Origin of the sequence: Jannaschia sp. M317 (assembly GCF_025141175.1) — a bacterium.
Classification (GTDB): Bacteria; Pseudomonadota; Alphaproteobacteria; order Rhodobacterales; family Rhodobacteraceae; genus Jannaschia.
This window is the reverse complement of record NZ_CP081155.1, coordinates 1,178,631-1,204,259: the sequence shown is the minus strand read 5'-3', so window position 1 is coordinate 1,204,259 and position 25,629 is coordinate 1,178,631. Positions and strand designations below refer to the sequence as shown.

Sequence of the window (25,629 nt, the reverse complement as noted above, 5' to 3'; positions counted from 1 at the left end):
CATGAAGGCCATCCTGCTCGGCTCTGTTGGGCTGCTCGCCGATACCCGCAATGCGCGTAGACACGCGTTTGCGCGTGCCTTTCGGGATCACGGATTGAAATTCGATACCGATGCGCGCGATGCACTGGATCAGGCAGCGTCCGGGTCTGCGGCGTCACCGCGTGCGGTGCCTCTCGAAAGTCTGCTGGATGCGCGCAATCACCATCTCGGGGCCGCGCTCGCCCATGGGCCGCTCAAACCGCGCCGCGGGTTGCATCAGCTGATTGCCGCCGCCGCCGGTGCTGCGGTGCCGCTGGGTCTGGTGGCAACCACGCCGACCGCCTGGACGATCTCTGTCTTCGAACACCTGGAACTGGCCCCGGAGGTGTTCGACACCATCGTCACCGGTGACAATCTGGTCGCAAGCAAGCCCGCCGCAGACTGCTACCATCTGGCCGCGGCGATGCTGGCCACCGCCCCCGAAGATTGCCTGGTGATCGAGGACACGCCAAGCGGCCTGGCCGCCGCCCGTCAGGCCGGCATGCAGGTGATCGACGCCTGGGAACCGGGATCGGGGCGCAAGGAACCGCTGACGGGCCTGGTCCAGACCCTGGAACAGCGCGCCGTCACGCAGCCGACCTGACACCAGCGGCCCATGGGTTGTTGCGTGCGGTCGCAGGGCCTCCTAGACTCATGGCTAAACACACGACGGGCGACACGCCCTTCAGGAGAGACCCTTGGAAAAGTTCCCGATGACGCCGCGGGGCATGACTGCCCTGCAGACAGAATTGAAGCAGCTGAAATCCGTCGAGCGGCCCGCCATCATCCGCGCCATCGCCGAAGCACGCGAACACGGCGACCTGTCGGAAAATGCCGAATACCATTCCGCCCGTGAAAAGCAGTCCTTCATCGAAGGCCGCATCAAGGAGTTGGAGGGGCTGATCTCGCTTGCCGATGTCATCGATCCCTCGAAGATGTCCGGCTCGATCAAGTTCGGCGCGACCGTGACCCTGGTCGACGAAGATACCGAGGTCGAAAAGACCTATCAGATCGTGGGTGAGCAGGAGGCCGATATCGAAAACGGCCTGCTGAACATCAAATCCCCCCTGGCCCGTGCCCTGATCGGCAAGGAAGAGGGAGACAGCGTCGAAGTTCGCACCCCCGGCGGCACCCGCGACTACGAAGTCACGGCGGTCGTCTACAAGTAGCGCCGCGATGTCTGACACGCTCCCCGGCGCGGAACCGCGCCTGACAGGAAAGCAACGGGTCTACGCACCGGTGCAGGCACCGCCATTCGTAAGCGTGACGCCCCACCGCACGGACCGGATTTCCACAGTCGAGGTCGCGGCTCTGGTGCTCAGCTTTCTTTGGCTCGGGCTGGTGGGGTGGTTCTTTCTGACCATCCCGCAGGAGGAGGCGCGCCTGACGCGCGCCGATCCGTTGGGTTTCATGATGACGATCCTGGGGGTTTTCCTGCCGGTCGCCCTGATCTGGGTCGCGGCCTCGGCGGCGCGCACGGCGCGCACCATGCGCGAGGAAAGCAGCCGCCTGCAGGCCGCCATCGACGCCATGCGCCTGTCCTACGTGGAGCAGCAGCAGAACGCGGGCCTGTCGCTCAAGCGCGATATGGAGGACCGGATCGAAAGCGTCGCGCGCGCCCAGGCCGCCCTGGGCGCAGAAGTGGCCAGCCTGCACCTGACCAGTGAGCCCGAACCCGTGCTGCAGCCGCCGCTACGCCCGGTTCGGGACACCCAGCGCACCCTTGCGCTAGAGGAGAAATCGCAAGAGTCCCCGTTGCCGCCCGAGGATTTCATCCGCGCGCTCAACTTTCCGGAGAATGAGCACGACAAGGAAGGCTTCTACGTGCTGCGGCGCGCGCTGGAACACCATCGCACCGGGCAGCTTGTGACCGCCGCGCAGGATGTGCTGACACTGCTGTCGCAGGACAAGATCTATATGGACGATCTGGCCCCGCACCGGGCAGAGCCAGTGGTCTGGCGTGCCTTTGCCGCCGGAGAGCGGGGCGAGGCCATCGCGGCGCTCGGTGGGATTCGCGATCGGTCAAGTCTGGCGCTGACACTGGGACGAATGAAGAATGACCCGGTCTTCCGCGACGCCATCCACCATTTCCTGCGCACCTTCGACACCGTGTTTTCGGCCTTCGCCAAAGGCGCATCCGACAACGAGATTGCGCGGTTTGCCGATACGCGGACGGCGCGGGCCTTCATGCTGACCGGGCGGGTGTCGGGCACCTTCGACTGACCGCATGCGCAGGGCCTGTGCGCGCGCGGCTGTTTCACCAAAAGAGACCTCCGCGTTAGGTGTGGCGCGGAAATTATTCACAGCAAGGGTCGGAACATGGGACAGTTGGTCGAGGGCGTCTGGCACGACGATTGGTACAACACCGAAAAGCACGGCGGAAAGTTCGTCCGTCCCAACGCGGCCTTCCGCAACTGGGTCACCGCCGACGGCAGCCCCGGCCCCACCGGCGAAGGCGGCTATCCCGCCGAAGCGGGGCGCTATCACCTTTATGTCTCGCTCGCCTGTCCATGGGCCCATCGCGCGTTGATCATGCGCAGCCTCAAGGGGCTGACCGACCTGATCGACATCTCGGTCGTTCACCCCGACATGCTGGGGGACGGCTGGACCTTTGAGACCGATGATCATGGGGCGACGGGTGACCGGCTGTATGGCCTGCCATTCATGCGCGACATCTACATCAAGGCCAAACCGGACGTCACCGGTCGGGTCACCGTGCCGGTCCTGTGGGACAAGCAAACCGAAAGCATCGTGTCCAACGAAAGCTCGGAAATTATCCGCATGTTCAATACGGCCTTCAACGGGCTGACGGGCAATCATGACGATTACTACCCCGCCCCGCTGCGCGACGAAATCGACCGTATCAACGCGCAGGTCTATTCGGACATCAACAACGGCGTCTACAAGTCCGGCTTCGCCACATCCCAGGCCGCCTATGATGAGGCGGTGACCGCCCTGTTCAACTCTCTCGCGTGGGTCGACGGTCTGTTACAGGATCGCCGCTATCTGGCCGGCAACCAGATTACCGAGGCCGACTGGCGGCTGTTCACCACGCTGGTCCGGTTCGACGCCGTCTATCACCTGCATTTCAAATGCAACCGGATGCGGCTGATCGATTATCCGAACCTCTGGCCTTACGCGCGCGAGCTGTTCCAGGTCTGCGGCGTCGCCGAAACCGTGAACCTGGAACATATCGTGCGTCATTATCACTACAGCCATGAATCCATCAATCCGCACCGGGTCATTCCGATCAACCCGGTCATCGACTGGATGGAACCGCACGGGCGCGGCTGACCGTCAGGCGCGCCTGCGCGTCGCGGGCGCGGCCTCTGCGTGGTAACCGACCAGGGCCAGAACATCCGGTTCGGCCATGCCATGCGCGATATGTGCATGGGCGTTGGCGCAGTGGTTGAAGATGGAACCATCCGAAAAGATGCCCGAGGCGCTGGTAAAGATCACCCGCGCGTCGGGGTGGCGATAGCTGGCGAAATCGGCCACGGCCAGCGGGCTGCCGTCGATCAGCCCCAGATCGATCAGGACCACGGCGGGCGTCAGTTCGAACATCATCGCGACGGCCTGTGCCTGGCTGGTCGCGACCTCGGATCGGAACGACTGCTGGTTGTCAGGGCTGTCCGTGCCCGAAAATGTGGGCAGCGCGAAGCCGACCGACAGCACGATAGGTTTCTCAGTCATGAGTTCTTCCTCAAAGTCCGGCCTTCCCACGAGGGGACCATGCGATCTCGTGGTTAACAGATCGTTAATTCTGACCACTTGGTCGAAAACACCGGCGAAAACCCGCTCTGCCGCCAAGCGATCGGGCACCATTGCCCTCAGGCGGGCAGTATGATCAGCAAGGGCCGACCATTTCCGAGGGACGCCATGACAACCGTCATCACCATCTGTGACACCTGCAAGCGCGAAGGCTGGGACGCGGCCTCGGGCCGGACCGACGGAGAGGCCCTGGCCGAGTTGGTCGAGGCCGCCGCCGCCGCCATCCCCGATGTAAAGACCCGCCGCCACTCCTGTCTGATGGGGTGTGACCGGGCCTGCAATATCACGGTGCAGGCGACAGGAAAGATGAACTATACTCTGGGCCGGTTCGACCCGGAGGCGGAGGCGGCGCAGGCCATCGTCGAGTATGCCGCCAAACATGCCGCCACCGAAACGGGCGTGGTCCCGTATCGGGACTGGCCACAGCCGATCAAGGGCCATTTCGTCACCCGTCACCCCCCGATCCTGGACTGAGATGGCGGGCGGGCGCGATCACGGGGGCGGCGTAGCTGCCGCGCAGGTCCGCTGGGGCGGGACGGATTGGATCGACCTTTCGACCGGCATCAACCCGGTGCCCTACCCCCTGCCGACCTTCGCCCCCGAGGACTGGACCGCCCTGCCGGACCGCCCCGCGCAAGACGCGCTGATCGCGGCTGCCCGCGCCTGTTGGTCCATCCCCGACGGCGCGGCCGTGCTGGCGGCACCCGGCACCTCGGCGCTGATCGCGCGGCTGCCTGCCCTTGTGCCGCCGGGGCCCGTGTCGATCCCCGGTCCGACCTACAACGAACATGCCGCCGCCTTTCGCGCCCACGGCCACACCCCCACCGAGGGCACCGCCCCGGTGCAGGTGCGCGTCCACCCAAACAACCCGGACGGCAGACTGTGGCCCACCCCCGAGCCCGGACCGTTGACCATCATCGACGAGAGCTTCTGTGACCTCTGCCCCGGTGCCAGCCACATCGCGTTGACCACGCGCCCCGGCACGGTCGTCCTGAAAAGTTTTGGCAAATTCTGGGGCCATGCGGGCCTGCGGCTTGGCTTTGCCATCGGCACGGCGGACACGCTGGCCCCGCTGGTCGACTGGATCGGACCCTGGGCCGTCAGCGGTCCGGCGCTGCGGCTGGGGGCGCGGGCGCTGGCGGATCGCGACTGGGCCAGCGCCACGCGCGCCCGGCTGACACGGGATGCGGCCCGGCTGGACCGGTTGATGGCCCCGCACGGGCAGGTTGCAGGCGGCACCGATCTGTTTCGCCTGTATGATGTCGACGACGCCCGCGCGCTGCAGGACCGTCTGGCCCGCGCCGCGATCTGGTCGCGGACCTTCCCCTATTCCGACCGCTGGATTCGTCTGGGCTTGCCGCCCGAACACCGTTGGGACCGGCTGAAAGAGGCGCTGACATGATGCTGGCCACCGCCATGATCCTGGACGCCATCTTCGGAGAACCGGACTGGCTCTGGTCGCGCTACCCTCATCCCGCCGTCGTCATGGGCCGCGCAGTCGCCTGGCTGGACACGCGCCTGAACACCGGCGCGAACCGCCGGGACAAGGGTGTGCTGGCCGTGGTTCTGCTGGTCATCGGGGCCTGGGCCCTGGGGTCGGTGATCGCCTGGGTGCCGGATTTCGGCCTGTTGGAGGTTCTGGGCGCGGCGATCCTGTTGGCGCAGCGCAGCCTCGTGACCCATGTGCAGGCGGTGGCGCAGGCCCTGCGCGAGGGCGGCCCGCCGCAGGGCCGCGCCGCCGTCGCCATGATCGTCGGGCGCGACACCGATGACATGGACACGCCACAGGTCGCCCGTGCCGCCATCGAAAGCGCCGCCGAAAACCTGTCCGACGGGGTTATCGCACCGGCGTTCTGGTTCCTGATCCTGGGGCTGCCCGGCATCCTGATCTACAAGGTCGTCAACACCGCCGACAGCATGATCGGCTACAAGACGGAACGCCATGCGCAGTTCGGCTGGGCCGCCGCGCGGCTGGACGATGTGCTCAATTGGATTCCCGCGCGGTTGACGGCCGCGCTGATCGTGCTGGCCCATGGCGCACCTGCGCTGTGGCTGCGGGTGCCCAACGATGCGCGGCTGCACCGGTCGCCGAATGCGGGCTGGCCCGAGGCGGCATTGGCCCCGGTTCTGGGCGTGGCACTGGCGGGTCCGCGCAGCTACGAAGGTCAGATGCAGGATTTTCCCTGGGTAAACCCGACCGGCGACCGCACCCTCGGCGCGGATCACATCGACCGCGCGGTGCGCGCGCTCTGGCGGACCTGGGGGGTGACGCTTGCCCTGATCCTGGGCGTCTGGGTGCTTTTCTAGATTTCGGAGATATTGATGCGACTGATCCCTTTCCTGGTCCTGAGCCTTTGCGCCGCCCCGGCTGCGGCACAAACCTGCGGTGGCGGTTTTGCCGCCTTCGTGGCCGATCTGAAATCCGAGGCCGTGGCCACCGGTCAGGACGCCGCGACCGTGGACCGGTTCTTCGCCGGGGTGCAGCAGGATCAGCGCACGCTGTCACGCGACCGCAACCAGGGCGTTTTCCGGTTGGAGTTTGTGGATTTCGCCCGCCGCGTCATTTCCGGTGACCGGATCCGCAAAGGCACCAGCAACGCGGATCGCTACGGCCCGATCTTTGACGCGGTCGAGGCGTCCTATGGCGTTCCGCGCGGCGTTCTGCTGGCGTTCTGGGCGCTGGAGACAGACTTTGGCGCGGTGCAGGGGGATTTCAACACGCGCGATTCGCTGGTCACGCTGGCCCATGACTGCCGCCGACCGGACCTGTTCCACCCGCAGGTCTTTGCCGCGCTGGAGCTTTATGCCCGCGGTCAGTTCGATCTGGACACGACCGGTGCCTGGGCCGGCGAAATCGGGCAGGTGCAGATGCTGCCACTGGATATTCTGGAACGCGGCGTGGACGGGGATGGGGACGGGCGCGTGACGCTCAAGACGTCGGTGCCCGACGCGCTGCATTCGGGTGCGCGGTTCCTGCAGGATATCGGATGGCAGGCCGGGCAGCCCTGGCTGATCGAGGTCGCGGTCCCCTCGGATCTGGACTGGGCGCAGAGCGGGCTGGACACCAAACGCCCGGTGTCTGCCTGGCTGGCCGATGGCGTGAGCCCACGCGGCCCGACGACTGGCATGACCGACGGGTTGGAGGCGTCGCTGCTGCTGCCACAGGGGCGGAACGGACCGGCGTTCCTGGCCTTTCAGAACTACGAAGTGCTGTTCGAATGGAACAAGAGCTTCGTCTACGTGACCACCGCCGCCTATTTCGCCACCCGCCTGTCAGGGGCCCCCGTGTTCGACGCGGGAACCCCGACGCCCGGCCTGTCGGGGGAAGAAATGGAAGCGTTGCAGCGCAAGCTGTCCGCGCGCGGCCACGACGTGGGCGACGTGGACGGCATCCTGGGGCGGCTTACAAGGCGCGCCGTCAAGGCAGAGCAGGTGCGCCTGGGACTGCCTGCCGATGCCTGGCCGACGCGGGATCTTCTGGACGCGCTCTGACCGGTCAGTCGGTCAGCACGACATCCGCCGGACGGGACTCGGCGGCGACCACCTGCGCGTTGGGCAGGTCATTGCCGTCGATCTTGGCGCGCGCCTCGGCCTCCGGCAGGTTGCGCCAGCGATCTTCCAGCCGACGGCGCAGCTCTGCCTCGGGTGTCTCCAAGCGAATGGTCAGATCCCAAGGCCCCAGGTCGCGCCAACCCGGCCGGTCGAGCAGCAGCCAGTTCCCCTCCACCACCACGACGCGGGCCTCAGGTGCGATGACCTGCGCGCCCGCGATGGCAATCTCGCGGGAGCGGTCGAAGACCGGCACGAAGACCTCCTCCCCGCGCCGAACGGCGTCCAGCGCTCGGGACAGGCCCGCGTGATCGAATGTCTCCGGCGCGCCCTTGCGCGGACGCAGACCCCGCGCCTCCAGCACCCGGTCGTCCATGTGGAACCCGTCCATCGGCATCAGCACCGCATCGGGGCCCAGATGATCCACGAGGCCCTCGGCGATGGTCGATTTGCCCGAGGCAGGCGGCCCCACCACGGCGATCAGCAACCGCGCACCGGGCCGTTCGGCGATCCGGTCCGCTATCGCGGCGATCCGGGCGTCAGGCGGCAAGTGGGGCCTCTTTCGCGCCGGTCATGAAGGCCACGGCATCGGACATCGTGTAATCCTTCGGGTCGATGACGCACAGCCGCTTGCCCAACCGGTGCACGTGAATCCGGTCCGCGACCTCGAACACATGGGGCATGTTGTGCGAGATCAGCACGATGGGAATCCCGCGCGACCGGACATCCAGGATCAGCTCCAGCACGCGGCGGCTTTCCTTGACGCCCAGTGCGGCGGTCGGCTCGTCCAGGATGATGACCTTGGACCCGAAGGCGGCGGCGCGCGCCACGGCGACACCCTGCCGCTGGCCACCCGACAGCGTCTCGACCGCCTGATTGATGTTCTGGATCGTCATCAGACCCAGCTCCGACAGCTTTTCGCGCGCGACCTTCTCCATGCGGGGCCGGTCCAGTTGTCGCAGGAACTGGCCGCGCCAACCGGGGCGGCGCAATTCTCGCCCCATGAACATGTTGTCGGCAATCGACAGGGCGGGCGACATGGCGAGGGTCTGGTAGACGGTCTCGATTCCGACCTGCCGGGCGTCCGTGGGCGAATTAAAGCGGATCGGCTTGCCCTCCAGCAGGATCTCGCCTTCGTCTGGGACGACGGCCCCGGACATCGCCTTGATCAGCGATGATTTCCCCGCGCCGTTGTCACCGATGACGGCCACGATCTCTCCGGCGTGCAGATCGAAATCGCAATTGTCCAGCGCGGTGACCTTGCCATAGCGTTTGACCAGGCCTCGGGCTTGCAAAACGGGGGTGCTCATGCCGACACCTTTCTGATCCATTGATCCACGGCCACCGCCGCGATGATGAGAACGCCAATCAACAGGTAGGTCCACTGGGCATCCGCCCCAGCCAACCGCAGGCCCAGGGTAAAGACCCCGACGATCAGCGCGCCAAAGAAGGTGCCCATGATCGAGCCACGCCCGCCGAACAGAGAGATCCCCCCGATCACCACGGCCGTGATGCTTTCGATATTGAGCAGCTGGCCCGAGGTCGGGCTGACGCTGCCGATACGACCGATCAGGGCCCAGCCGGCGATGGCGCAGATAAACCCGGTTAGCGCATAGACGGAAATCAGCGTCGCGGTCACGTTGACGCCCGACAGCTGCGCGGCCTCCGGGTCGTCGCCGGTGGCGTAGACATGGCGGCCCCAGGCCGTCTGCCGCAGGGCATAGGCCAGCAGGACCACGATCAGCACCATCGCGATCACGCCATAGGTAAAGGTGGCGCCCCCGCGGCCGGTTTCATCCGCGCCGATCTTGAAGGTCGTGCCCAGGAATTGCAGCAGCGGGGCCTCGGCCTCGATCTCCTGACTTCGGATCGTCTCGTTGGCGGAATAGAGGAAGTTCGCAGCCAGCACGATCTGCCACATGCCCAGCGTCACGATGAACGGCGGCAGCTTCATGCGCGCCACCAGCCAGCCGTTCAGCGCACCGATGGCCGTGCCAAAGATCAGGCCGCAGGCGACCGAAATTTCGACGGGAATGCCATAGCGAAAGGTGAATTGCCCCATGATCACCGAAGAGATGACCGCGATGGCCCCCACGCTCAGATCGATACCTGCGGTCAGGATCACCAGCGATTGGGCGGCTGCGACAATGCCCACGATCTGCACCTGTTGCAGGATCAAGGTCATAGCGAAGGGGCTGAAGAAGCGCGAGCCGAGCAACAGCCCGAACACGATGATGGACACCAGCAGCACGAAAAGCGGCACCAGGGCCGGATTGACGTGCAGCGCATGCTGCAGTTTCGCCAGCAAGCCACGGCGCGCATCGGCGAACTGTGCGACGCTTTCCGCCTTGTTGCTCGCAGCTTCGTAGTTGTCGGTGCCGGACGGCATGGCTCCCCCCTTTTCGGTCGATATGCGGCAAGGCGGCCGATCACGCGCCGCCTTGCCAGTGTCAGAGGATCAGGCGATCAGCCCCAGCAGAGGTCCATGCCCTCTTCGATCGAGATGCTCGCCACACCGTCGACGGGGGCTCCGGTGACCAGTGCCACGCCGGTGTCCGTGAACTCTTTGCCCGGTGTCTTTTCAGGCAGGGTGCCGTCGGCGGCGAAGGCGGCAATCGCCTCGATGCCCTTGGACGCCATCAGCAGGGGATACTGCTGCGAGGTGGCCCCGATCACGCCGTCGGAGATGTTCTGAACACCGGGGCAACCGCCGTCGACCGACACGATCAGAACGTCGTTTTCGCGCCCGATGGACTTCAGCGCCTCATAGGCGCCGGCGGCGGCGGGTTCGTTGATGGTGTAGACGACGTTGATCTCGGGATCGACAGCGAGGAGGTTCTCCATCGCGCGGCGGCCACCTTCTTCGTTGCCCTGGGTGACGTCGTTGCCGACGATACGCGGATCGTCCTCGTCACCGTTCACGTTCGGGTCGGCCAGATCGATGCCAAAGCCCTGCAGGAACCCCTGGTCGCGCAGCACACCGACGGTCGGTTGGCTGACAGCCAGGTCAAGCATCGCGATCTTGGCGTCGGCGGCGGCATCCCCCAAGGAGGCGGCGGCCCACTGACCGATCAGCTCTCCGGCAAGGAAGTTGTCGGTGGCAAAGGTGGCATCGGCGGCGTCGATCGGATCCAGCGGCGTATCCAGCGCGATGACCAGCAGACCCGCGTCACGGGCCTGGGTGACGGCCCCGACAATGGACGACGTGTCAGAGGCGGTGATCAGAATGCCGGACGCACCGTCCAGGATGCAGGTCTCGATCGCGGCAACCTGCGTTTCGTGGTCGCCGTCGACCTGACCGGCATAGGACCGCAGCGTCACGCCATTCTCGGCGGCAGCAGCCTCGGCCCCTTCGCGCATCTTGACGAAAAAGGGGTTCGTGTCGGTCTTGGTGATCAGGCACGCGGAAACGCCGTGGCCGTCGGCCATGGCAGCCCCGCCGGACAGGGCGAGCGCGGCGGCGGTAGCAGTCGTGGCGAGCAGTGTCTTGGTCATCTGTGTTCCTCCCGAGAACGTTTTGCCGGATCGAAGCGGCGATAAATTCTGCACAGGCTCTCCCTGCCTGTGCCTCCTCCAATGCCAGCCCCGATGGGGGGCTGTCAATTAGTTAGTTTGTTTTCTTTACTAACTCGGTTCCCCTCTGTAGGTTTTGACATAGGACGTGCAAAAGGCTTGTCATGACCGACGCCGCCACCACCTTCTCTTCCGGCCTCAGCCAGCGAGGCGTCAGGAATCACAACGAACGGCTGCTTCTGTCGCTGCTGCAACGCAATGGTGCTCTGCCCGCAAGCGAGCTGGCGCGCCGCGCGGGCCTGTCCCCGCCCACCGTCTCGGCGATCCTGAAACGGCTGGAGGCGGATGGCCTGCTGGAACGGGGCGACCCGGTGCGCGGCAAGATCGGGAAACCCTCACTGCCGATGCGGCTTTACCCGGATGGGGCACTGAGTTGGGGCTTGAAGATCGGCCGCCGCTCTGCCGATCTGGTTCTGCTGGACCTGGGCGGTGCGGTCCGCGACGCCCGCAGCCTGCGCTATGCCCGCCCCCTCCCCGAGGAGGTCTTTGCCTTTCTCGCCCAAAGCACCACCGAGATCGCGACGACCTTGACCACGGCCCAGCGCGCACGTCTGTGCGGCATCGGCGTCGCGGCTCCGTTCGAGATGCAGATCGGGCGCGACGACTCGCCCAGGTTGGCGTTTTTCGCACCCTGGGCGGGGATCGACATGAAAACCCGCGCAAGCGAGATCACCGACCTGCCCGCCACCATCATCAACGACGCGACGGCCGCCTGTCAGGCCGAACAGGTGTTTGGGCGCGGCAAGGAATTCCGCGACTACGCCTATTTCTTTGTCGGGGCCTACGTGGGCGGCGGCGTCGTTCTGAACCATTCCGTCTATGAGGGGCGTCAGGGCAATGCGGGCGCCTTGGGTTCGCTGCCGACGTTGGGCCCGTTGGGCGAAAGCCTGCAACTGGTCGACACCGCCTCGATCCATGTCCTCGAACAGAGGCTGCGCGAATCGGAGCTGGATATAAGCCAGCTCTGGCATCAGCCCCAGGATTGGAGCGGTCTGACCCGCCACGTCGATCCCTGGCTAGGCCAGGCCGCGCAGGAATTGGCGCGCGCTTGCCTGTCGATCTGTGCCGTCATCGATTTTGAGGCGGTGCTGATCGACGGGGCGTTCCCGCCCGAAATCCGCGCTGAACTGGTCGAACGGACCCGCCGCTACGTCGTGAACCAGGACATCCGCGGCCTGATCCCGCCCCGCATCGAACCGGGCACCATCGGCCTGGGGGCCCGCGCCATCGGGGCTGCCAGCGGGCCCATCGCCTCGCAGTTCCTGCTCGACACCCACGCCGGGCTGGCCATCGCCTAGCCGGCGGTGACGCTGACCTTCTGATACATCATCTCGGCCAGGCCGAAGGTCGTCAGGAATGACACCTCTGCCGCATCCCGACCGACCCCGATCACCGCCATTTCGCTGGCGCGGGCCATGCCGGTCGCATCGACCAGATGCCAGGCATCCTCCAGCCAGACTTCGGCCACGGCATGAAAGTCGGGCGGATCGACATAGGGTGCATAGACGCTGGCCATTCGCGCGGGGATGCCCGCAGCCCGCGCCATGGAAATCATCACATGCGCATAGTCCCGACAGACCCCTTGCCGCTGAACAAAGGTTTCGCGCGCGGTGGTGTTCGGGCCGCTGGCACCTGGGACATAACTGAATGAGTCCTCGATCCAGTCGCGCTGCGCGACGATCAGCTTGCCCCCCGTCAGCCCTTCGAACTCGGCCGCCACAAAGGCATCGAATTCGTCTGACGGACAATACCGCGAGGGCATCAGGAAATTCGTCGCCTCTGCGGTCAGGCTGCGCGGCGCGGCGGCCTGCATTGCGGCCAGCGGCGGATCGGGGCGATTGACCTCGACCTCGGCCTTGTAGGTCACTTCCAACAATCCTTCGGCGCGCATCCAGGCCCGTTTGCCCAGCGCCTCGGCCCCGGCCACACGGCGAAAGCCGTCAACGGATGTGGTGAACAGGGCATCGTTTTCGAACTCCTGCCCAGACATTCGCGCCACCTCGATCTGAAGCAACAGGTCGGAGGCGGTCTCCAACTGGTAGGAGAGTCCCGCTTCGATAGTCAGTTTCATGCGATGGCCTTCCGGTCAGGGGCGGAGGCTACCAATTGATGAGGTCCTCGAACTCTTCAACCTGCAACCGCCAAAAATCGAGCGTCAGGGCAAAGCTTTCCCGACTGATGCCTGCACCCGGGGCGATCAGATCCATGCGAATGCCCGGATTTCCATCGCCGTTGACAAAGGCAGTGGCAAACCGCTTGTCCCGGTTCCAGTCGTTCATCACCTTTGCACTCACCGGCACCTCCAGACGATAGCCGGCCCAGAATTCCAGCGATTCGCAGGCAGTGCCGGAGGTGCAGCCGTAGAAATAGACCTCGAAGTTGCTGTCAGAGGTGCGCGACGTCAGAAGTGGCGATCCGTCCTCATCGCGCGACGCCTCGACCGCAAATCCATGGGCCTGCATCGCCTGCACGATGCTTTTCGGGTTGGCCGCGGACACATCCTGCGCAGCGGCGGGGGCCGGGCAGAGCAGCACGGCGGCGCAAATGGCAAAAGGTATCCTCATACGCGAACCGTGCGGCACCCACCCCCAGGCGGTCAAGCGTCAGGCGACCAGCGCCTCGGCCTTCTTTAGGTCGACGGACACAAGCTGGCTCACCCCCTGCTCGACCATGGTCACCCCGAACAGCCGGTCCATCCGGGCCATGGTCACCGCGTGATGGGTGATGATCAGGAACCGGGTGTCGGTGCGGCGGGTCATTTCGTCCAGCATGTCGCAGAACCGCGTAACGTTCGCGTCATCCAGTGGCGCGTCCACCTCGTCCAGAACACAGATCGGGGCCGGGTTGGCCAGAAAGACGGCGAAGATCAGCGCCAGCGCGGTCAGCGTCTGTTCGCCCCCGGACAACAGGCTCAGCGTCGACAGCTTCTTGCCCGGTGGCTGGCACATGATCTCCAGTCCCGCCTCCAGGGGGTCGTCGCTTTCGACCAGGGCCAGACGGGCCTCGCCGCCCTGGAACAAGTGCCGGAACAACATCGAAAAGTTGGTGTTCACCGTCTCGAAGGCGTCCAGCAAGCGCTGCCGCCCTTCTTTGTTGAGCGCGGCAATGCCTGCGCGCAGCTCTGACACGGCCTGTTCCAGGTCGGCCTTTTCGCTGACCAGCAGATCGTGTTCCGCCTGCACCTCGCGGGCGTCTTCCTCGGCGCGCAGGTTTACCGCACCCAGCGCGTCGCGCTGCCGCTTCAGGCGCGTCACCTCCGCCTCGATCGTCTCGACGGGGGGCATCGCATCGGGGTCCAGGTCCAGCGCGGCGCGCAGCTCGGCGGGCGTGCAGTCCAGCGCCTCGTCGATCCGGTCTTCGGCATAGGCCAAAGTCTCGCCCGCGGCATCCAGGCGTGCCTCGGCGCGGGCGCGCGCCTCCCGCGCTTCGCCCGCCGCGCGCTCCGCGTCACGGGCGGCCTGGACGGCGTCACGGCTGGCCCCTTCAGCCCCCGCGCGGGCGTCGGTTGCAGCCGTACGGCGGGCTTCGGCCTTTTCGATCTCGGCGCTCAGCGCGGCACGCTCGGTGGCCAGCGCCTCCGGCAGGTCGCGGGCGGCGTCCAGTTCTGCCTGGGTGGAGGTGCGCCGCGCGGTCAGATCGGCCAATTGCGCGCCCGCATTGTCGAGCCGGGTCTGCCAGGAGGCCCGCTCCTTCGCGATCTCGCCCAGCCGCCGATCCCGTGCGGCCGCCTCGCGCTTGACCTCATCGGCCTGCGCCCGCAGCGCCATCATCGCCATGCGTGCGGCCTCGACCGTGGTGCGGATCGTCTCCAAGGCCAGGCGCGCCCCGTCCAGCGGGGCCAAATCCCGGCGCGCGGCCTCTGCTTCGGCCTGGGCCTCGCGGGCTTCCAACATCTCGGCGTCGTGGCGGGCAACCGCCATCTGCGCCGACTCCAACCGGGATCCGGCGACGTTCCTGGCCCCTTCGGCCTGGGCCAGGCTGCGCTGCGCATCGGTCAGGGCGCGGTCGGCGGTGCGGCGGGCGTCCCGTGCGGCCCCCTCGGCGGTCTTGGCCCGCGCCAGATCGCGGCCCAGCGCGTCATGGGCGGCGCGCGTGCCATCTGCGCGGGCCGTCGCCTCTTCCAGATCCTGCCGCAGCGACGTCAGGCGGTTCATCTGCTGCAACCGCAGGGCCGCCGCCGAGGGGGCTGCCTCTGCCGTGGCGCGGAACCCGTCCCAGCGCCAAAGATCCCCGCGCAGCGACACCAAAGCCTGCCCCGGTTGCAACAAGGGCTGCATCTGCGCCGCCTCTTCGGGTTTCACCAGGCCCACCTGCCCCAGCGCCCGCGTCAGCACCTCGGGGGCGGTCACATGGGTGGCCAGCGGCGCGATCCCCTCGGGCAAGGGGGCGGTGCGGTCGTAGGGGGGCAGACTGGCCCAGCCCGCCTCCTCCATCTCGGTCAGGCCGATTTCGCTTGATCTCAGGTCCTCGCCAAAGACCGCGCCCAAGGCCGCCTCATAGCCAGGGGCCACGGTCAGACGATCCAGAAGCGGCTCTCCCTCGCCGGTGTCCCGGTTGAGCAGGTTGGCCAGGGCGCTGACCTCTGCACCCAAGGTGCCTGCCACCCCCTCTGCCTCGGCCCGTTCGGTGCGCGCCGCCGCCTCGCGGTCCTGGGCCGCTTCGCGTGCCATCTCGGCTGCGGACAAGGCCGCGTCGGTGGCCACGGCCGCATCCTGCGCGCGGGTCAGATCGGCCTGCACCGCACCCTGCGCCGCCTCCGCCTCGGCCAGGGCCCGACGCGCGGCGTCGGCCTGCGCCTGCGCCGTGGCACGGGCGGCGGTCACGCGATCCAGACGCCTGGCCGCATCCTCGGCCAGCCTCGTTACGGATTGGTGGCGCGCCGACAACCGGGCCAGGTCTTCGGTCAGGATCGACAGCTCCTCCTCCCGCTCCGACAGGACGCGGGCGGCCTCGTGGGCCTCGGCCTGGGCCGCAGACAGCGCGGTCTCTTGCCCGTCGGCCGCCGCCTGCAAAGTCGCGTCCTCTGCCTGCAGGCGCGCCGTGGTCGCGCGCGCGTCCTCGTTCAGACCTGCCTCCCGCTCCGCGTCACGGGCCAGGCGGTCGATGGCCGCCGACAGCCGATCGACCGTGGCGCGGGCCTGGGCCTCGCGCTCTTTGAGGGTATCGCGCCCGACCTCCAGCCGTTGCAGGATCGCGCCCGCCACGGCCTCTTCTTCGCGCAGGGGCGGCAAAGCCTCCTCGGCGGCAATGCGTGCCTTTTCGGCCCCGACCGCGGCCCGTTCCGCCGCCGCCGCGGCCGTCAGGCGGGCGCGCAGCGTGGCATCCGCCGCGGCGCGCGCGGCCTCCGCCTCCTGCCAGCGGCGATACAGCAGCGACCCCTCGGCCTGCCGCAACGCAGCCCCGATTTCGCGGTAACGGGCCGCCTGCCGGGCCTGCCGGGCCAGCGTCGCCAGTTGCGCGGCCAACTGCTCCACCACGTCATCCACCCGCGTCAGGTTTCCCTCGGTCGCGTTCAGCTTCAGCTCCGCCTCGTGGCGCCGCTGATAAAGACCGCTGATCCCCGCCGCCTCTTCCAGAATGCGGCGGCGACGTTGCGGTTTGGCGTTGATCAGCTCGGATATCTGTCCCTGTCGGACCAACGCGGGCGAATGCGCCCCGGTCGAGGCATCGGCGAACAGCATCTGCACGTCGCGCGCCCGCACATCGCGGCCATTGAGCTTGTAGGCCGATCCCGCATCCCGCGTGATCCGCCGCACCACGTCCAGCGCATCGCTGTCGTTGAAGGCGGCAGGCGCGGTGCGCAGGGTGTTGTCCAGCGCAAGCGTCACCTCAGCGAAGTTGCGCGCCGGGCGCGAGGCGGCCCCGGCAAAGATCACATCCTCCATCCCGCCACCCCGCATGGCGGTCGGGCGATTCTCGCCCATGACCCAGCGCAGCGCCTCCAGCAGGTTCGACTTGCCGCAGCCATTGGGGCCGACCACACCGGTCAGCCCGTCGGCGATCACCAGATCGGTCGGGTCGACGAAGCTTTTGAAGCCGTTCAGACGCAGGCGGGAAAAACGCATGCGGAATAGTCGCGGCTCCGTCCGCCCCGTCAACCACCGCCCGCGCCATTTGGTGCCCGAGGGGCGGTTTTCCACAAGATATCGCCGCATCCGCCGGATTTAGCGGCCCTGCCCCCCGGACCCGACGTCGCGGCCCGCCTGCGCGATCAGACCTCAATACGTCGCCTTCGCGCTTGACCGCCTGCCGGGGCGGGCGCACAACAGCCGGGCAAGGTTCCCCGATGCGCCAAAGCGACAGGGGATGAAATGGGAATGCGGTGATGGGGGACCCAAGCAGGGACCCGATGCCGCAGCCGCCCCCGCGACTGTATGCGGTGAGGGACGGGCCACATGCCACTGGGACCATCCCGGGAAGGCCGCCCCGACCATCGACCCGTGAGCCAGGAGACCAGCCCTGCACCCCGCGCGATGCGTGGGGATGACGTAACGGACGGGGTGTTCCGTGAACGGGGAGGCAACCCCCGCACGATCCCCCCCACAGATCACCGGGCCCCGGCCCGGATAGGGGACAGACATGAAGAAACTTCTCACCATCGCCGCGCTCGGCCTTTCGGCCACGCCCGCGCTTGCCCACCATCCGCTGAACGGCATGCCCATGGAAACCTTCGCCCACGGCATGATGTCCGGCGTCGGCCATCCGGTTCTGGGCTTCGACCACCTGTTCTTCGTCGCCGCCATGGGCATCGCCGCCGCCTTTACCGGCCAGGCCCTGCGCGCGCCGCTGGCCTATATCGCCGCCATGCTGGTCGGTGTCGCCCTGATGACTGCCGGTGTCGCCATGCCCGCACAGGAAATCATGATCGTTCTGTCCCTGCTGGTCGTCGGCGGTGTTGTTCTGTCGGGTCGCGCCCTGACGCTGACCCCCGCGCTGGTGCTGTTTGCCGGGTTCGGGCTGTTCCACGGGTCCGCCTTCGGCGCTTCGGTGGCCGGTCAGGAAGGCGGCCTGTCTGCCGCCGTCTTCGCGGGCTACCTGCTGGGCCTTGCCGCGATCCAATATGCCGTGGCCATCGCCGCCGGGTTCGCCGTCCGCGCCGCAGCCCCCGCCGCCAGCGCGGTCAACGCGCGCCTGGCCGGGGCCATGGTCGTGGGCGCGGGGCTGTTCCTTGGGCTCGAGATCCTCGAGGGCCCGATCGTCACCGCCATCGCCGGCTGACGCCGTCTCTCGCGGCGCGCCCGGGACATCCGGCGCGCCGTGGGTATCTGAAGTCCCGTGACGCAAGGGGGCCGCGCTGGCATCAGCGCGCCAGACGCCTGCCTCATGGGTCTCCAAATACTCAAATCCGACACCCGCAACGGGCGTCCCCCCTTGATCAGGAGCGCGCCGGATGAAGATCCCCGCCACCATCGTCACCGGTTTCCTCGGGGCCGGAAAGACCACTCTGATCCGTCATCTGCTGCAGAATGCGGGCGGGCGGCGGATCGCGTTGATCATCAATGAATTCGGCGATCTCGGCGTCGATGGCGGTATCCTCAAGGGCTGCGGCATCGAAAGCTGTTCCGACGACGACGTGGTCGAGCTGTCGAACGGCTGCATCTGCTGCACGGTCGCCGACGATTTCATCCCCACGATGGAGGCGCTGCTGGCCCGCGACACGCCCCCCGATCACATCGTGATCGAAACCTCCGGGCTGGCCCTGCCGCAACCTCTGGTCCGGGCCTTCAACTGGCCGGGGCTGAAAACGCGCGTCACCGTGGACGGGGTCGTCACCGTGCTGGACGGCCCCGCCGTGGCCGCCGGGACATTCGCGGCGGATGTGGCCGCAGTCGACGCGCAGCGTGCCGCCGACGACGGGTTGGACCATGAAACACCACTGAGCGAGCTTTATGCCGATCAGGTGGCCTGTGCCGACATGATCGTCGTGAACAAGTCCGACCTGCTGGGCGACGGGACTGACGCGCTGGTCGCGCGTCTGCGCGGCGAGGCACGCGATGGCGTCCAGGTGCTGCCCGCCGCGATGGGGGCGCTGCCTGCGGATGTCCTGCTGGGCCGTGGCCAGGGGGCCGAGGACGACATTGCCGCCCGGCACGAAGTCCACCACCACCATCACCACCACGACGATGAGGATGACCACGATCATCACCATGACCATGAACACGGCCACGACGCCTTCGAAAGCTTCGTCGTGGAAACCGCCGAGGTCACGGATCCTGCCGCCTTTGCCGTGCGCGTGTCCGAGGTGATCCGCGCCCACAACATTCTGCGGCTCAAGGGCTTTGCCTCGGTCGCGGGCAAACCGATGCGCCTGACGGTGCAGGCGGTCGGGCCACGTGTGGATCACTACTTCGACCGCCCGCTGGGCAGCGACCCGCGCGGCGCGCGACTGGTCGTCATTGGTCAGGCCGGGCTGGACCGCGCCGCGATCGAGGCCGCGCTGGCGTGATCGTCGGGCCAGCCGACCCGCGCGCCGCTGGCCCCGCCGCCTTGCTCGCGCAGTCCCACGCGCTGATGCGGTCGATGTTTGCGGCGGACGAATGCCATTTCCTCGACCTCGACGCGCTGACCCGGCCCGAGATCCGGTTCGTCGCCGCCACCGAGGGCGCGGCGACGCTGGGCACGGGCGCCTTGGCCCTGCGCGATGGCTACGCCGAGGTCAAAAGCATGTTCACCGCCCCCCAAGCGCGCGGACGCGGTGTGGCGGATGCCATCCTGCGACACCTGATCGACCTTGCCGCCTCGGAAAGACGCCCCCTGTTGCGGCTGGAAACCGGGACCGGGCTCGACGCCGCGCACCGGCTTTACCGACGCCACGGTTTCGTCGCCTGCGAACCGTTTGACGGCTACCGGGAAAACCCGGCCAGCCTGTTTTTCGAACGCCCCGCCTGAGGTCTGCGGCACGGGCCGCGCAGGGCCTTGCGCCCGGTCAGACCCAGGTGCCCGCGCCGGCCTCGGCCACGGCGATCCGCGCCGCCAGTCGCGCGTTGTTGAGCACCAGCTCGATATTCGCGCCCAACGCCTGCCCCTCGGTGACCTCGTTCAGCCGTCCCAGCAGGAAAGGCGTCACATCCTTGCCGCGCACACCCTGCGCCTCCGCCGCGGCCAGGGCCGCGTCGATGGTGGCCCCGATCTCGGCTGCGTCCAGCGCATGGGCCACCGGGATCGGATTCGCCACAAGCATGCCGGTGCCCAGCCCCACGGCCCGGTTCGCACGCCGCGCGGCCGCGATCTGGGCCGGGTCGTCGAATCGCTCGCCCGCCAGAACACCGGAATGGGGCGTATAGAATGCCGGAAACTCATCCGTGCCAAAGACCGCCACCGGCACGCGCAGCGTCTCCAGCAGTTCGATGGTGCGCGGGATGTCCAGGATCGATTTCACGCCCGCGCAAACCACCAGGACATCGGTCAGCGACAGCTCCGTCAGGTCGGCGCTGACATCCATGTCGCCGCCCCGGTGCACCCCACCGATGCCCCCGGTGGCAAAGACCCCGATCCCGGCCAACGCCGCGATCCGCATCGTCGCGCTGACCGTGGTGCCCGCCGTCCGGCCCTTGACCAGACAGGCCCCCAGATCGCGGGAGGCGGCCTTGACCACGCCCGTGTCGCGCCCCAGGCGTTCGACCTGCGGCCCGGACAACCCGGCGCAGCAGATCCCGTCGATCACCGCGATCGTGGCCGGCACAGCCCCTTCGTCGCGCACCGCCTGTTCGACGGCCAGCGCCACCTCGGCGTTGCGGGGCCAGGGCATGCCATGGCTGATGATGGTGCTTTCCAGCGCGACCACCGGGCGCCCTTGGGCCAGGGCCACAGCCACTTCGTCGGTCATCTGGGGTTCGATTCGTGCGGTCATCGGGCGCTCCTTGTCTTGGCCCCCTCTTGCACCCATCCGCGCCCTCCCGCAAACCCCCGGGCGGAGGTTCCGCCCATGCATCTGCTTGCCGCACAACCCGGTGCCGTCGACGACGGCGACCCCGTCGACCTGGGCCAGACCCCCGCCGACCTGGTGATGATCTCTGCCGCCGACACGGAACTTGCCGCCCTGTCGCAGGCGCGCGCCGAGATGGCGCTGCCCCCGTCCCTGCGCCTTGCGTCGCTGATGCACCTGCGCCACCCGATGTCGGTCGACCTGCACCTGGATGCCTGCGCCACCCAAAGCCGCCTTGTCGTGGCCCGCGTGTTGGGCGGGCGCGGCTACTGGACCTATGGGTTGGAGCAGTTCGCCGCCCGCCTGCACGAGGCGGGCGTGCCCTTTGCCGCCCTGCCCGGCGACGACAAACCCGATGCGGAGCTGCGCGAGCTGTCCACCGTCGCGGCAGTGGATTACGACGCGCTCTGGTCCTGCCTTGTCGAAGGCGGCCCGGCCAATGCCCAGACCTTTCTCACCCATGCCAAGGCGATGCTCGACGACGCGCCCCGTCCCGCGCCTGCCCGGCCGTTGCTGCGCGCGGGTCTCTATTGGCCCGGCGCGGAGGAGGCCGGGCTGGCCGATCTCCGCGCGTCCTGGACCGACGGCGCGCCGGTCGTGCCGCTGATCTTCTACCGCGCGCTGTTGCAAGGGGCGGGGCTGAACCCGGTGAACCGGTTGATCCGGGCGATGTTGCGCGCCGGGCTGAACCCGCTGCCGGTCTTTGTGGCCTCGCTCAAGGATCCGGTGTCGGCGGCCACGCTGGAGGCGCTGTTTCGCGACACACCGCCCGACGCGATCGTGAACCTGACCAGCTTTGCGGTGGGCGACGCGGGCGCGAACCCGCTGGCACAGCCTTGGGCAAATGCCGCGCCCGTCTTTCAAGCGGTTCTGTCCGGCGGCACCGAGGAAGCATGGGAAAGCGGCCTGACCGGACTGTCGGCCCGCGACATCGCCATGAACGTCGCCCTGCCGGAACTGGACGGGCGTATCCTGACCCGCGCCGTGGGGTTCAAGGGCGAGGCCTTTTTCGACGAGGCAACCCAATGCCCCATCGCCACCTGGAAAGCCCACGGCGACCGCATCGCCTTTGTGGCGGACCTGCTGGCCAATTGGTGCCGCCTGCGCCGCACGGCACCCGCCGACCGCCGGGTCGCGCTGGTGCTGGCGAACTACCCGAACCGGGACGGGCGGCTGGCCAATGGCGTGGGTCTCGACACGCCCGCCGCCACGGTCCACGTGCTGCGCCTGCTGCGAGACGCAGGCTATGACGCACGACCCCCGGCGGACGGGGCCCGATTGATGGCGCACCTGATGGCCGGTCCGACCAATTGGCTGACCGACCGGGCCACGCGCACAGGCGGCGAGACGCTGTCGCTCGGCGATTACCGGGCGTTCTTCGCCACCCTCCCGCTCAAGGCGCGCCAACAGATCGAGGACCGCTGGGGCACGCCCGAGGACGACCCCTTCTTCGCTGCTTCCGAAGTATCCCCGCCGGAGGCACCGGCCTCTGCGCCGGGCGGCCATTTCGCCCTGTCGATCCACCGGTTCGGCCGGGCCGTCGTCGCGCTGCAACCGGCGCGCGGCTACAACGTGGATCCGACCGACAGCTATCATTCGCCCGACCTCGTCCCGCCGCACAACTATCTGGCGTTTTATGCGTGGCTGCGGCGCGAGGCGGATGCCATCGTGCACATGGGCAAGCATGGCAACCTGGAATGGCTGCCGGGGCGCGCCGTGGCCCTGGGCGGGGATGACTGGCCCGAAATCGCGCTCGGCCCCCTGCCCCATGTCTATCCCTTCATCGTCAACGATCCCGGTGAGGGCACGCAGGCCAAGCGTCGCGCCCAAGCCGTGATCATCGACCACCTGACGCCACCGCTGACCCGCGCCGAAAGCTATGGGCCGATGCGGGATCTGGAGGCGTTGGTGGACGAATACTACGAGGCCGCAGGCGTCGACCCCCGCCGGATCGAGACCCTGCGAGAGGAAATCCTGTCGCTGGCCTCAGTCACCGGGCTGGACCTGGACGCGGGATTCTCAGGCGACGAAGGCGATCTGGCCAAGCTGGACGCCTATCTTTGCGAATTGAAAGAGGCACAGATCCGCGACGGCTTGCACATTTTTGGCCAATCGCCCGAAGGACGGCTGGAGGATGACCTGCTGCAGGCCCTGCTGCGCCTGCCGCGAGGCGACGCGGCAAGCCTGCCGCGCGCCATCGCCACCGATCTGGACCTGGCATTCGATCCGCTGGACTGCGACATGGCCGCGCCCTGGACCGGGCCCCGGCCCGAGATGCTGACGCAGATCGCGATACCCGCCCCCGAGACCGGCCCGGAGGAGGACAATACCCCCGCTGGCGGACACTCGGGTATCTGGCGGTCCTGCGGGGATACCGTGGAGCGGATCGAGGCGCTCTCGGCTGCCTTGCTGCGAGGGGATGCGCCCGCACCAGGCCCCGCGACAGCGGCGGTTCTGCAAGACGCCGCCGACCTGCGCGCGACCCTGCGCAGCTGCGGCCCGGCGGAGGGGGAGGGCCTCCTCACCGCCCTGTCGGGGCAGTTCGTCGCCCCTGCGCCATCCGGCGCCCCCACCCGCGGGCGGCCTGACGTGCTGCCGACGGGGCGCAACTTCTACTCCGTCGACAGCCGTGCGGTGCCCACACCGACCGCCTGGAAATTGGGCTGGAAAAGCGCCAGCCTGTTGATCGACCGCCACCTGCAGGATCACGGTGACTGGCCGCGCGCGATGCTGGTCACGGCCTGGGGCACCGCCAACATGCGCACCGGGGGCGACGACATCGCGCAGGCTCTGGCCCTGATGGGGGTCAAGCCCCGCTGGGACAGCGCCAATCGCCGCGTCGTGGGGTTCGAGATCATTCCGGCCACCGCCCTGGGCCGCCCCCGCGTGGACGTGACGCTGCGGGTTTCGGGGTTCTTCCGCGATGCCTTTCCGCAACAGATGGCGCTGGTGGATGCCGCCGCCCGGGCGGTGCAGGCACTGGACGAGCCCGAGGCCGACAACCCAGCAGCCGCCCGTGCCCGCGCGGGCGAAGGACAGGCGCGGGTCTATGGGTCGAAGCCCGGCGCCTATGGCGCGGGACTCCAGGCCATGATCGACGAACGGCTCTGGTCCGACAGCGCCGATCTGGGGCGCGCCTATGTCGAATGGGGCGGCTATGCCTATGGCACCGGTGAGGGCAGCGCCGACCACGACGGGCTGCGCCAGCGGCTGGGCCAGGTAGAGGCCATCGTCCAGAACCAGGACAACCGCGAACACGATCTGCTCGACAGCGACGACTACTACCAGTTCGAAGGCGGGGCGGCGGCGGCCGTCGAGATGCTGCAAGGCACAGCGCGCCCGGTCTATCACAACGACCATTCCCGCCCGGAACGCCCCGTCATCCGCACCCTGGACGAGGAAATCGGCCGCGTCGTCCGGTCCCGCGTGGTCAACCCGAAATGGATCGCAGGGGTCAAGCGGCACGGCTACAAGGGCGCGTTCGAAATCGCCGCCACCATCGACTATCTGTTCGCCTTTGCCGCCACGACGGGGGCCGTGCGCGACCACCATTTCGATCTGGTCCATGCCGCCATCCTGGAGGACGAGGACACGCGCGATTTCCTGGCCGAAGCAAACGCCCCCGCCCTGGCCGACATCGCCGATCGGCTGGGCGAAGCGATCGAGCGCGGGCTGTGGCGGCCCAGATCGAACTCCGCTCGGGCGTTGATTGAGGCTTTCGGGTCACAGAACCGCGTTTCATAGATGCCGCGCTTTCCTCGAAAGTAGCCTCTGTGCAACAGAGGGTAACGAGCATTATAACGAGAAAATTCCATGCGTTACGCAAAACTCCTCCCTCTTGTGGGCGTGTTTCTGGCTGGCTGTGAAATGGCCGACATCGACACGCCCCCGATTATGGTGACCCCAAAGGTCGCCAGCAATGCGGTGGGCATCGACGTCTACGCCCGGCCCCGCGCACAGGGCAATCCGGTGCCGCGGTTCCGGGGTCAGGAGACCATCCCCGTCCGCACGCGTGGCAAGGGCCCCAAGGGCAGCGCCAACGCAGAGCTGACCGGCGTGCCCTGCACGCTGGATGCCGGCGTCTATTCCGCCCGTTTTCAGACCCCGGCCAACCTGATCGTGCCGGACTACGGCCCGAACTCTCCGGCGATTTTCGTGCGCTGCGAACATCCCGATGGCCGCAGCGGGTCCACAACCGTCAGCCCCTATAATTTCACCGCCGCCCAACGCAGCAATTCAGCGGTTGGCACCGGTCTTTTGGGGGCGATCGTCATCGGGGCGGTCAATGCCGCGGCCCGCGACGATGAGAAGGACGAATTCAAGTATCCGACCATCACGGTCAACCTGAAGGATTGATCGACCTAGCCCGGCACGCAGTCCAGCTCCATCTCGATGAGGGCGATGTCACCGATGGCCGTGCCGGGCACCACCGTGCAGCCGCTCAGCTGCTCTGTCGCCATGATCGCGCCGCGCGTCACCTGGGCCAGGCCGGGCCGCCAGACCGCATTGGTCCGGGTCGCCTGCGCCTTGGTGACGTTCCAGTTGACGCGGTAGTCGTGGCCATTGCCGCTGGCCGTACCGGACCGGTCCAACCCGGAGACGGGATGCGGCGCGCCGCAGGCAGCCAACAGGCCAAGACATACGAATAGGAGACTGGATCTGATCATTTCCGGACCTTGCCACAGCGATCCCTAACAGAGTGTTAACGTGGGCCGCTGCGAACGCGGGCGGTTGACGCCCGGCCCGCCCGCGCGGACAGTCTGCGCGACCTCACGACGCCCGACAGGACAGCC

General features: G+C 67.6%; 24 protein-coding genes and 1 riboswitch. Of the genes, 14 read left to right on the top strand and 10 right to left on the bottom strand.

The window, feature by feature from the left end; genetic code table 11:
- The first annotated feature begins 1 nt into the window (after nucleotide 1).
- The 4 genes from K3551_RS06305 (at nucleotide 2) to K3551_RS06290 (ending at nucleotide 3,312) form a co-directional block, all read left to right on the top strand.
- Complete coding sequence (locus K3551_RS06305) at nucleotides 2-622, top strand: HAD family phosphatase (RefSeq protein ID WP_259918598.1); 621 nt, start codon at nucleotides 2-4, stop codon at nucleotides 620-622.
- Between the two features lie 94 nt (nucleotides 623-716).
- Complete coding sequence (greA, locus tag K3551_RS06300; protein WP_259918597.1) at nucleotides 717-1,187, top strand: transcription elongation factor GreA; 471 nt, start codon at nucleotides 717-719, stop codon at nucleotides 1,185-1,187.
- A gap of 7 nt (nucleotides 1,188-1,194) precedes the next feature.
- Entirely contained in the window at nucleotides 1,195-2,241 is a 1,047-nt protein-coding gene (locus tag K3551_RS06295; RefSeq protein ID WP_259918596.1) for a hypothetical protein, read from the top strand.
- 96 nt (nucleotides 2,242-2,337) lie between these two features.
- Nucleotides 2,338-3,312: a glutathione S-transferase family protein gene (locus K3551_RS06290; RefSeq protein WP_259918594.1), complete on the top strand. Its 975-nt coding sequence runs from the start codon at nucleotides 2,338-2,340 to the stop codon at nucleotides 3,310-3,312.
- Nucleotides 3,313-3,315: 3 nt separating this feature from the next.
- On the opposite strand, the gene K3551_RS06285 is transcribed toward K3551_RS06290, so the two are convergent.
- The gene (locus K3551_RS06285) at nucleotides 3,316-3,711 is read right to left on the bottom strand and encodes a hypothetical protein (protein WP_259918593.1); all 396 of its coding nucleotides are present in this window, start codon (nucleotides 3,709-3,711) and stop codon (nucleotides 3,316-3,318) included.
- Nucleotides 3,712-3,897: 186 nt separating this feature from the next.
- On the opposite strand from K3551_RS06285, the gene K3551_RS06280 reads away from it, so the two are divergent.
- From K3551_RS06280 to K3551_RS06265, 4 genes are read left to right on the top strand one after another with little or no spacing between them, the layout of a single operon-like run.
- Nucleotides 3,898-4,263 (top strand): DUF1636 domain-containing protein, encoded by a 366-nt coding sequence (locus tag K3551_RS06280; protein WP_259918592.1) that lies wholly within the window; start codon nucleotides 3,898-3,900, stop codon nucleotides 4,261-4,263.
- A 1-nt stretch (nucleotide 4,264) separates the two neighbouring features.
- The gene (locus K3551_RS06275; RefSeq protein ID WP_259918591.1) at nucleotides 4,265-5,191 is read left to right on the top strand and encodes a threonine-phosphate decarboxylase; all 927 of its coding nucleotides are present in this window, start codon (nucleotides 4,265-4,267) and stop codon (nucleotides 5,189-5,191) included.
- Entirely contained in the window at nucleotides 5,188-6,096 is a 909-nt protein-coding gene (gene cbiB, locus K3551_RS06270) for an adenosylcobinamide-phosphate synthase CbiB (protein ID WP_259918590.1), read from the top strand. Before K3551_RS06275 ends, cbiB begins: the two co-directional genes overlap by 4 nt.
- Before the next feature lie 15 nt (nucleotides 6,097-6,111).
- The gene (locus K3551_RS06265) at nucleotides 6,112-7,281 is read left to right on the top strand and encodes a lytic murein transglycosylase (protein WP_259918588.1); all 1,170 of its coding nucleotides are present in this window, start codon (nucleotides 6,112-6,114) and stop codon (nucleotides 7,279-7,281) included.
- A 4-nt stretch (nucleotides 7,282-7,285) separates the two neighbouring features.
- On the opposite strand, the gene K3551_RS06260 is transcribed toward K3551_RS06265, so the two are convergent.
- The 4 genes from K3551_RS06260 to K3551_RS06245 form a co-directional block, all read right to left on the bottom strand.
- The gene (locus K3551_RS06260; protein WP_259918586.1) at nucleotides 7,286-7,888 is read right to left on the bottom strand and encodes an AAA family ATPase; all 603 of its coding nucleotides are present in this window, start codon (nucleotides 7,886-7,888) and stop codon (nucleotides 7,286-7,288) included.
- Nucleotides 7,878-8,648, bottom strand: a complete 771-nt coding sequence (locus K3551_RS06255) for an ATP-binding cassette domain-containing protein (RefSeq protein ID WP_259918585.1) — start codon at nucleotides 8,646-8,648, stop codon at nucleotides 7,878-7,880. The genes K3551_RS06260 and K3551_RS06255 overlap by 11 nt, the downstream gene beginning before the upstream one ends.
- Nucleotides 8,645-9,727 (bottom strand): ABC transporter permease, encoded by a 1,083-nt coding sequence (locus tag K3551_RS06250; protein WP_259918584.1) that lies wholly within the window; start codon nucleotides 9,725-9,727, stop codon nucleotides 8,645-8,647. Before K3551_RS06250 ends, K3551_RS06255 begins: the two co-directional genes overlap by 4 nt.
- A 77-nt stretch (nucleotides 9,728-9,804) precedes the next feature.
- Nucleotides 9,805-10,833 (bottom strand): sugar ABC transporter substrate-binding protein, encoded by a 1,029-nt coding sequence (locus tag K3551_RS06245; RefSeq protein ID WP_259918582.1) that lies wholly within the window; start codon nucleotides 10,831-10,833, stop codon nucleotides 9,805-9,807.
- Nucleotides 10,834-11,015: 182 nt separating this feature from the next.
- On the opposite strand from K3551_RS06245, the gene K3551_RS06240 reads away from it, so the two are divergent.
- The gene (locus tag K3551_RS06240) at nucleotides 11,016-12,209 is read left to right on the top strand and encodes an ROK family transcriptional regulator (RefSeq protein WP_259918580.1); all 1,194 of its coding nucleotides are present in this window, start codon (nucleotides 11,016-11,018) and stop codon (nucleotides 12,207-12,209) included.
- On the opposite strand, the gene K3551_RS06235 is transcribed toward K3551_RS06240, so the two are convergent.
- Genes K3551_RS06235 through smc form a run of 3 tightly spaced genes read right to left on the bottom strand, consistent with a single transcriptional unit; the run spans nucleotide 12,206 to nucleotide 16,976 of the window.
- The gene (locus tag K3551_RS06235; protein WP_259918579.1) at nucleotides 12,206-12,982 is read right to left on the bottom strand and encodes a transglutaminase family protein; all 777 of its coding nucleotides are present in this window, start codon (nucleotides 12,980-12,982) and stop codon (nucleotides 12,206-12,208) included. The genes K3551_RS06240 and K3551_RS06235 overlap by 4 nt on opposite strands.
- Before the next feature lie 28 nt (nucleotides 12,983-13,010).
- The gene (locus K3551_RS06230) at nucleotides 13,011-13,475 is read right to left on the bottom strand and encodes a YbjN domain-containing protein (protein ID WP_259918578.1); all 465 of its coding nucleotides are present in this window, start codon (nucleotides 13,473-13,475) and stop codon (nucleotides 13,011-13,013) included.
- A gap of 39 nt (nucleotides 13,476-13,514) precedes the next feature.
- The gene (gene smc, locus K3551_RS06225; RefSeq protein ID WP_259918576.1) at nucleotides 13,515-16,976 is read right to left on the bottom strand and encodes a chromosome segregation protein SMC; all 3,462 of its coding nucleotides are present in this window, start codon (nucleotides 16,974-16,976) and stop codon (nucleotides 13,515-13,517) included.
- A 194-nt stretch (nucleotides 16,977-17,170) separates the two neighbouring features.
- Nucleotides 17,171-17,388, top strand: a riboswitch (cobalamin riboswitch).
- Between the two features lie 102 nt (nucleotides 17,389-17,490).
- Between smc and K3551_RS06220 the strand changes: the two genes are divergently transcribed.
- From K3551_RS06220 to K3551_RS06210, 3 genes are all read left to right on the top strand, one after another.
- The gene (locus K3551_RS06220) at nucleotides 17,491-18,129 is read left to right on the top strand and encodes a HupE/UreJ family protein (RefSeq protein WP_259918574.1); all 639 of its coding nucleotides are present in this window, start codon (nucleotides 17,491-17,493) and stop codon (nucleotides 18,127-18,129) included.
- Nucleotides 18,130-18,301: 172 nt separating this feature from the next.
- Nucleotides 18,302-19,357, top strand: a complete 1,056-nt coding sequence (cobW, locus tag K3551_RS06215) for a cobalamin biosynthesis protein CobW (protein ID WP_259918573.1) — start codon at nucleotides 18,302-18,304, stop codon at nucleotides 19,355-19,357.
- Nucleotides 19,354-19,800 carry a GNAT family N-acetyltransferase gene (locus K3551_RS06210; RefSeq protein ID WP_259918572.1) on the top strand — a complete coding sequence of 149 codons (447 nt, stop codon included), beginning with the start codon at nucleotides 19,354-19,356 and terminating at the stop codon, nucleotides 19,798-19,800. The genes cobW and K3551_RS06210 overlap by 4 nt, the downstream gene beginning before the upstream one ends.
- A 37-nt stretch (nucleotides 19,801-19,837) precedes the next feature.
- On the opposite strand, the gene K3551_RS06205 is transcribed toward K3551_RS06210, so the two are convergent.
- Complete coding sequence (locus K3551_RS06205) at nucleotides 19,838-20,761, bottom strand: pseudouridine-5'-phosphate glycosidase (protein ID WP_259918570.1); 924 nt, start codon at nucleotides 20,759-20,761, stop codon at nucleotides 19,838-19,840.
- A gap of 75 nt (nucleotides 20,762-20,836) precedes the next feature.
- Between K3551_RS06205 and cobN the strand changes: the two genes are divergently transcribed.
- Nucleotides 20,837-24,580 carry a cobaltochelatase subunit CobN gene (gene cobN, locus K3551_RS06200; protein ID WP_259918568.1) on the top strand — a complete coding sequence of 1,248 codons (3,744 nt, stop codon included), beginning with the start codon at nucleotides 20,837-20,839 and terminating at the stop codon, nucleotides 24,578-24,580.
- A 69-nt stretch (nucleotides 24,581-24,649) separates the two neighbouring features.
- A complete protein-coding gene (locus K3551_RS06195) occupies nucleotides 24,650-25,192 on the top strand; it encodes a hypothetical protein (protein WP_259918567.1) in 543 nt (180 codons plus the stop codon).
- 5 nt (nucleotides 25,193-25,197) lie between these two features.
- Here K3551_RS06195 and K3551_RS06190 read toward each other — a convergent pair whose 3' ends face one another.
- Nucleotides 25,198-25,503 (bottom strand): hypothetical protein, encoded by a 306-nt coding sequence (locus K3551_RS06190; protein WP_259918566.1) that lies wholly within the window; start codon nucleotides 25,501-25,503, stop codon nucleotides 25,198-25,200.
- Nucleotides 25,504-25,629: the final 126 nt, after the last annotated feature.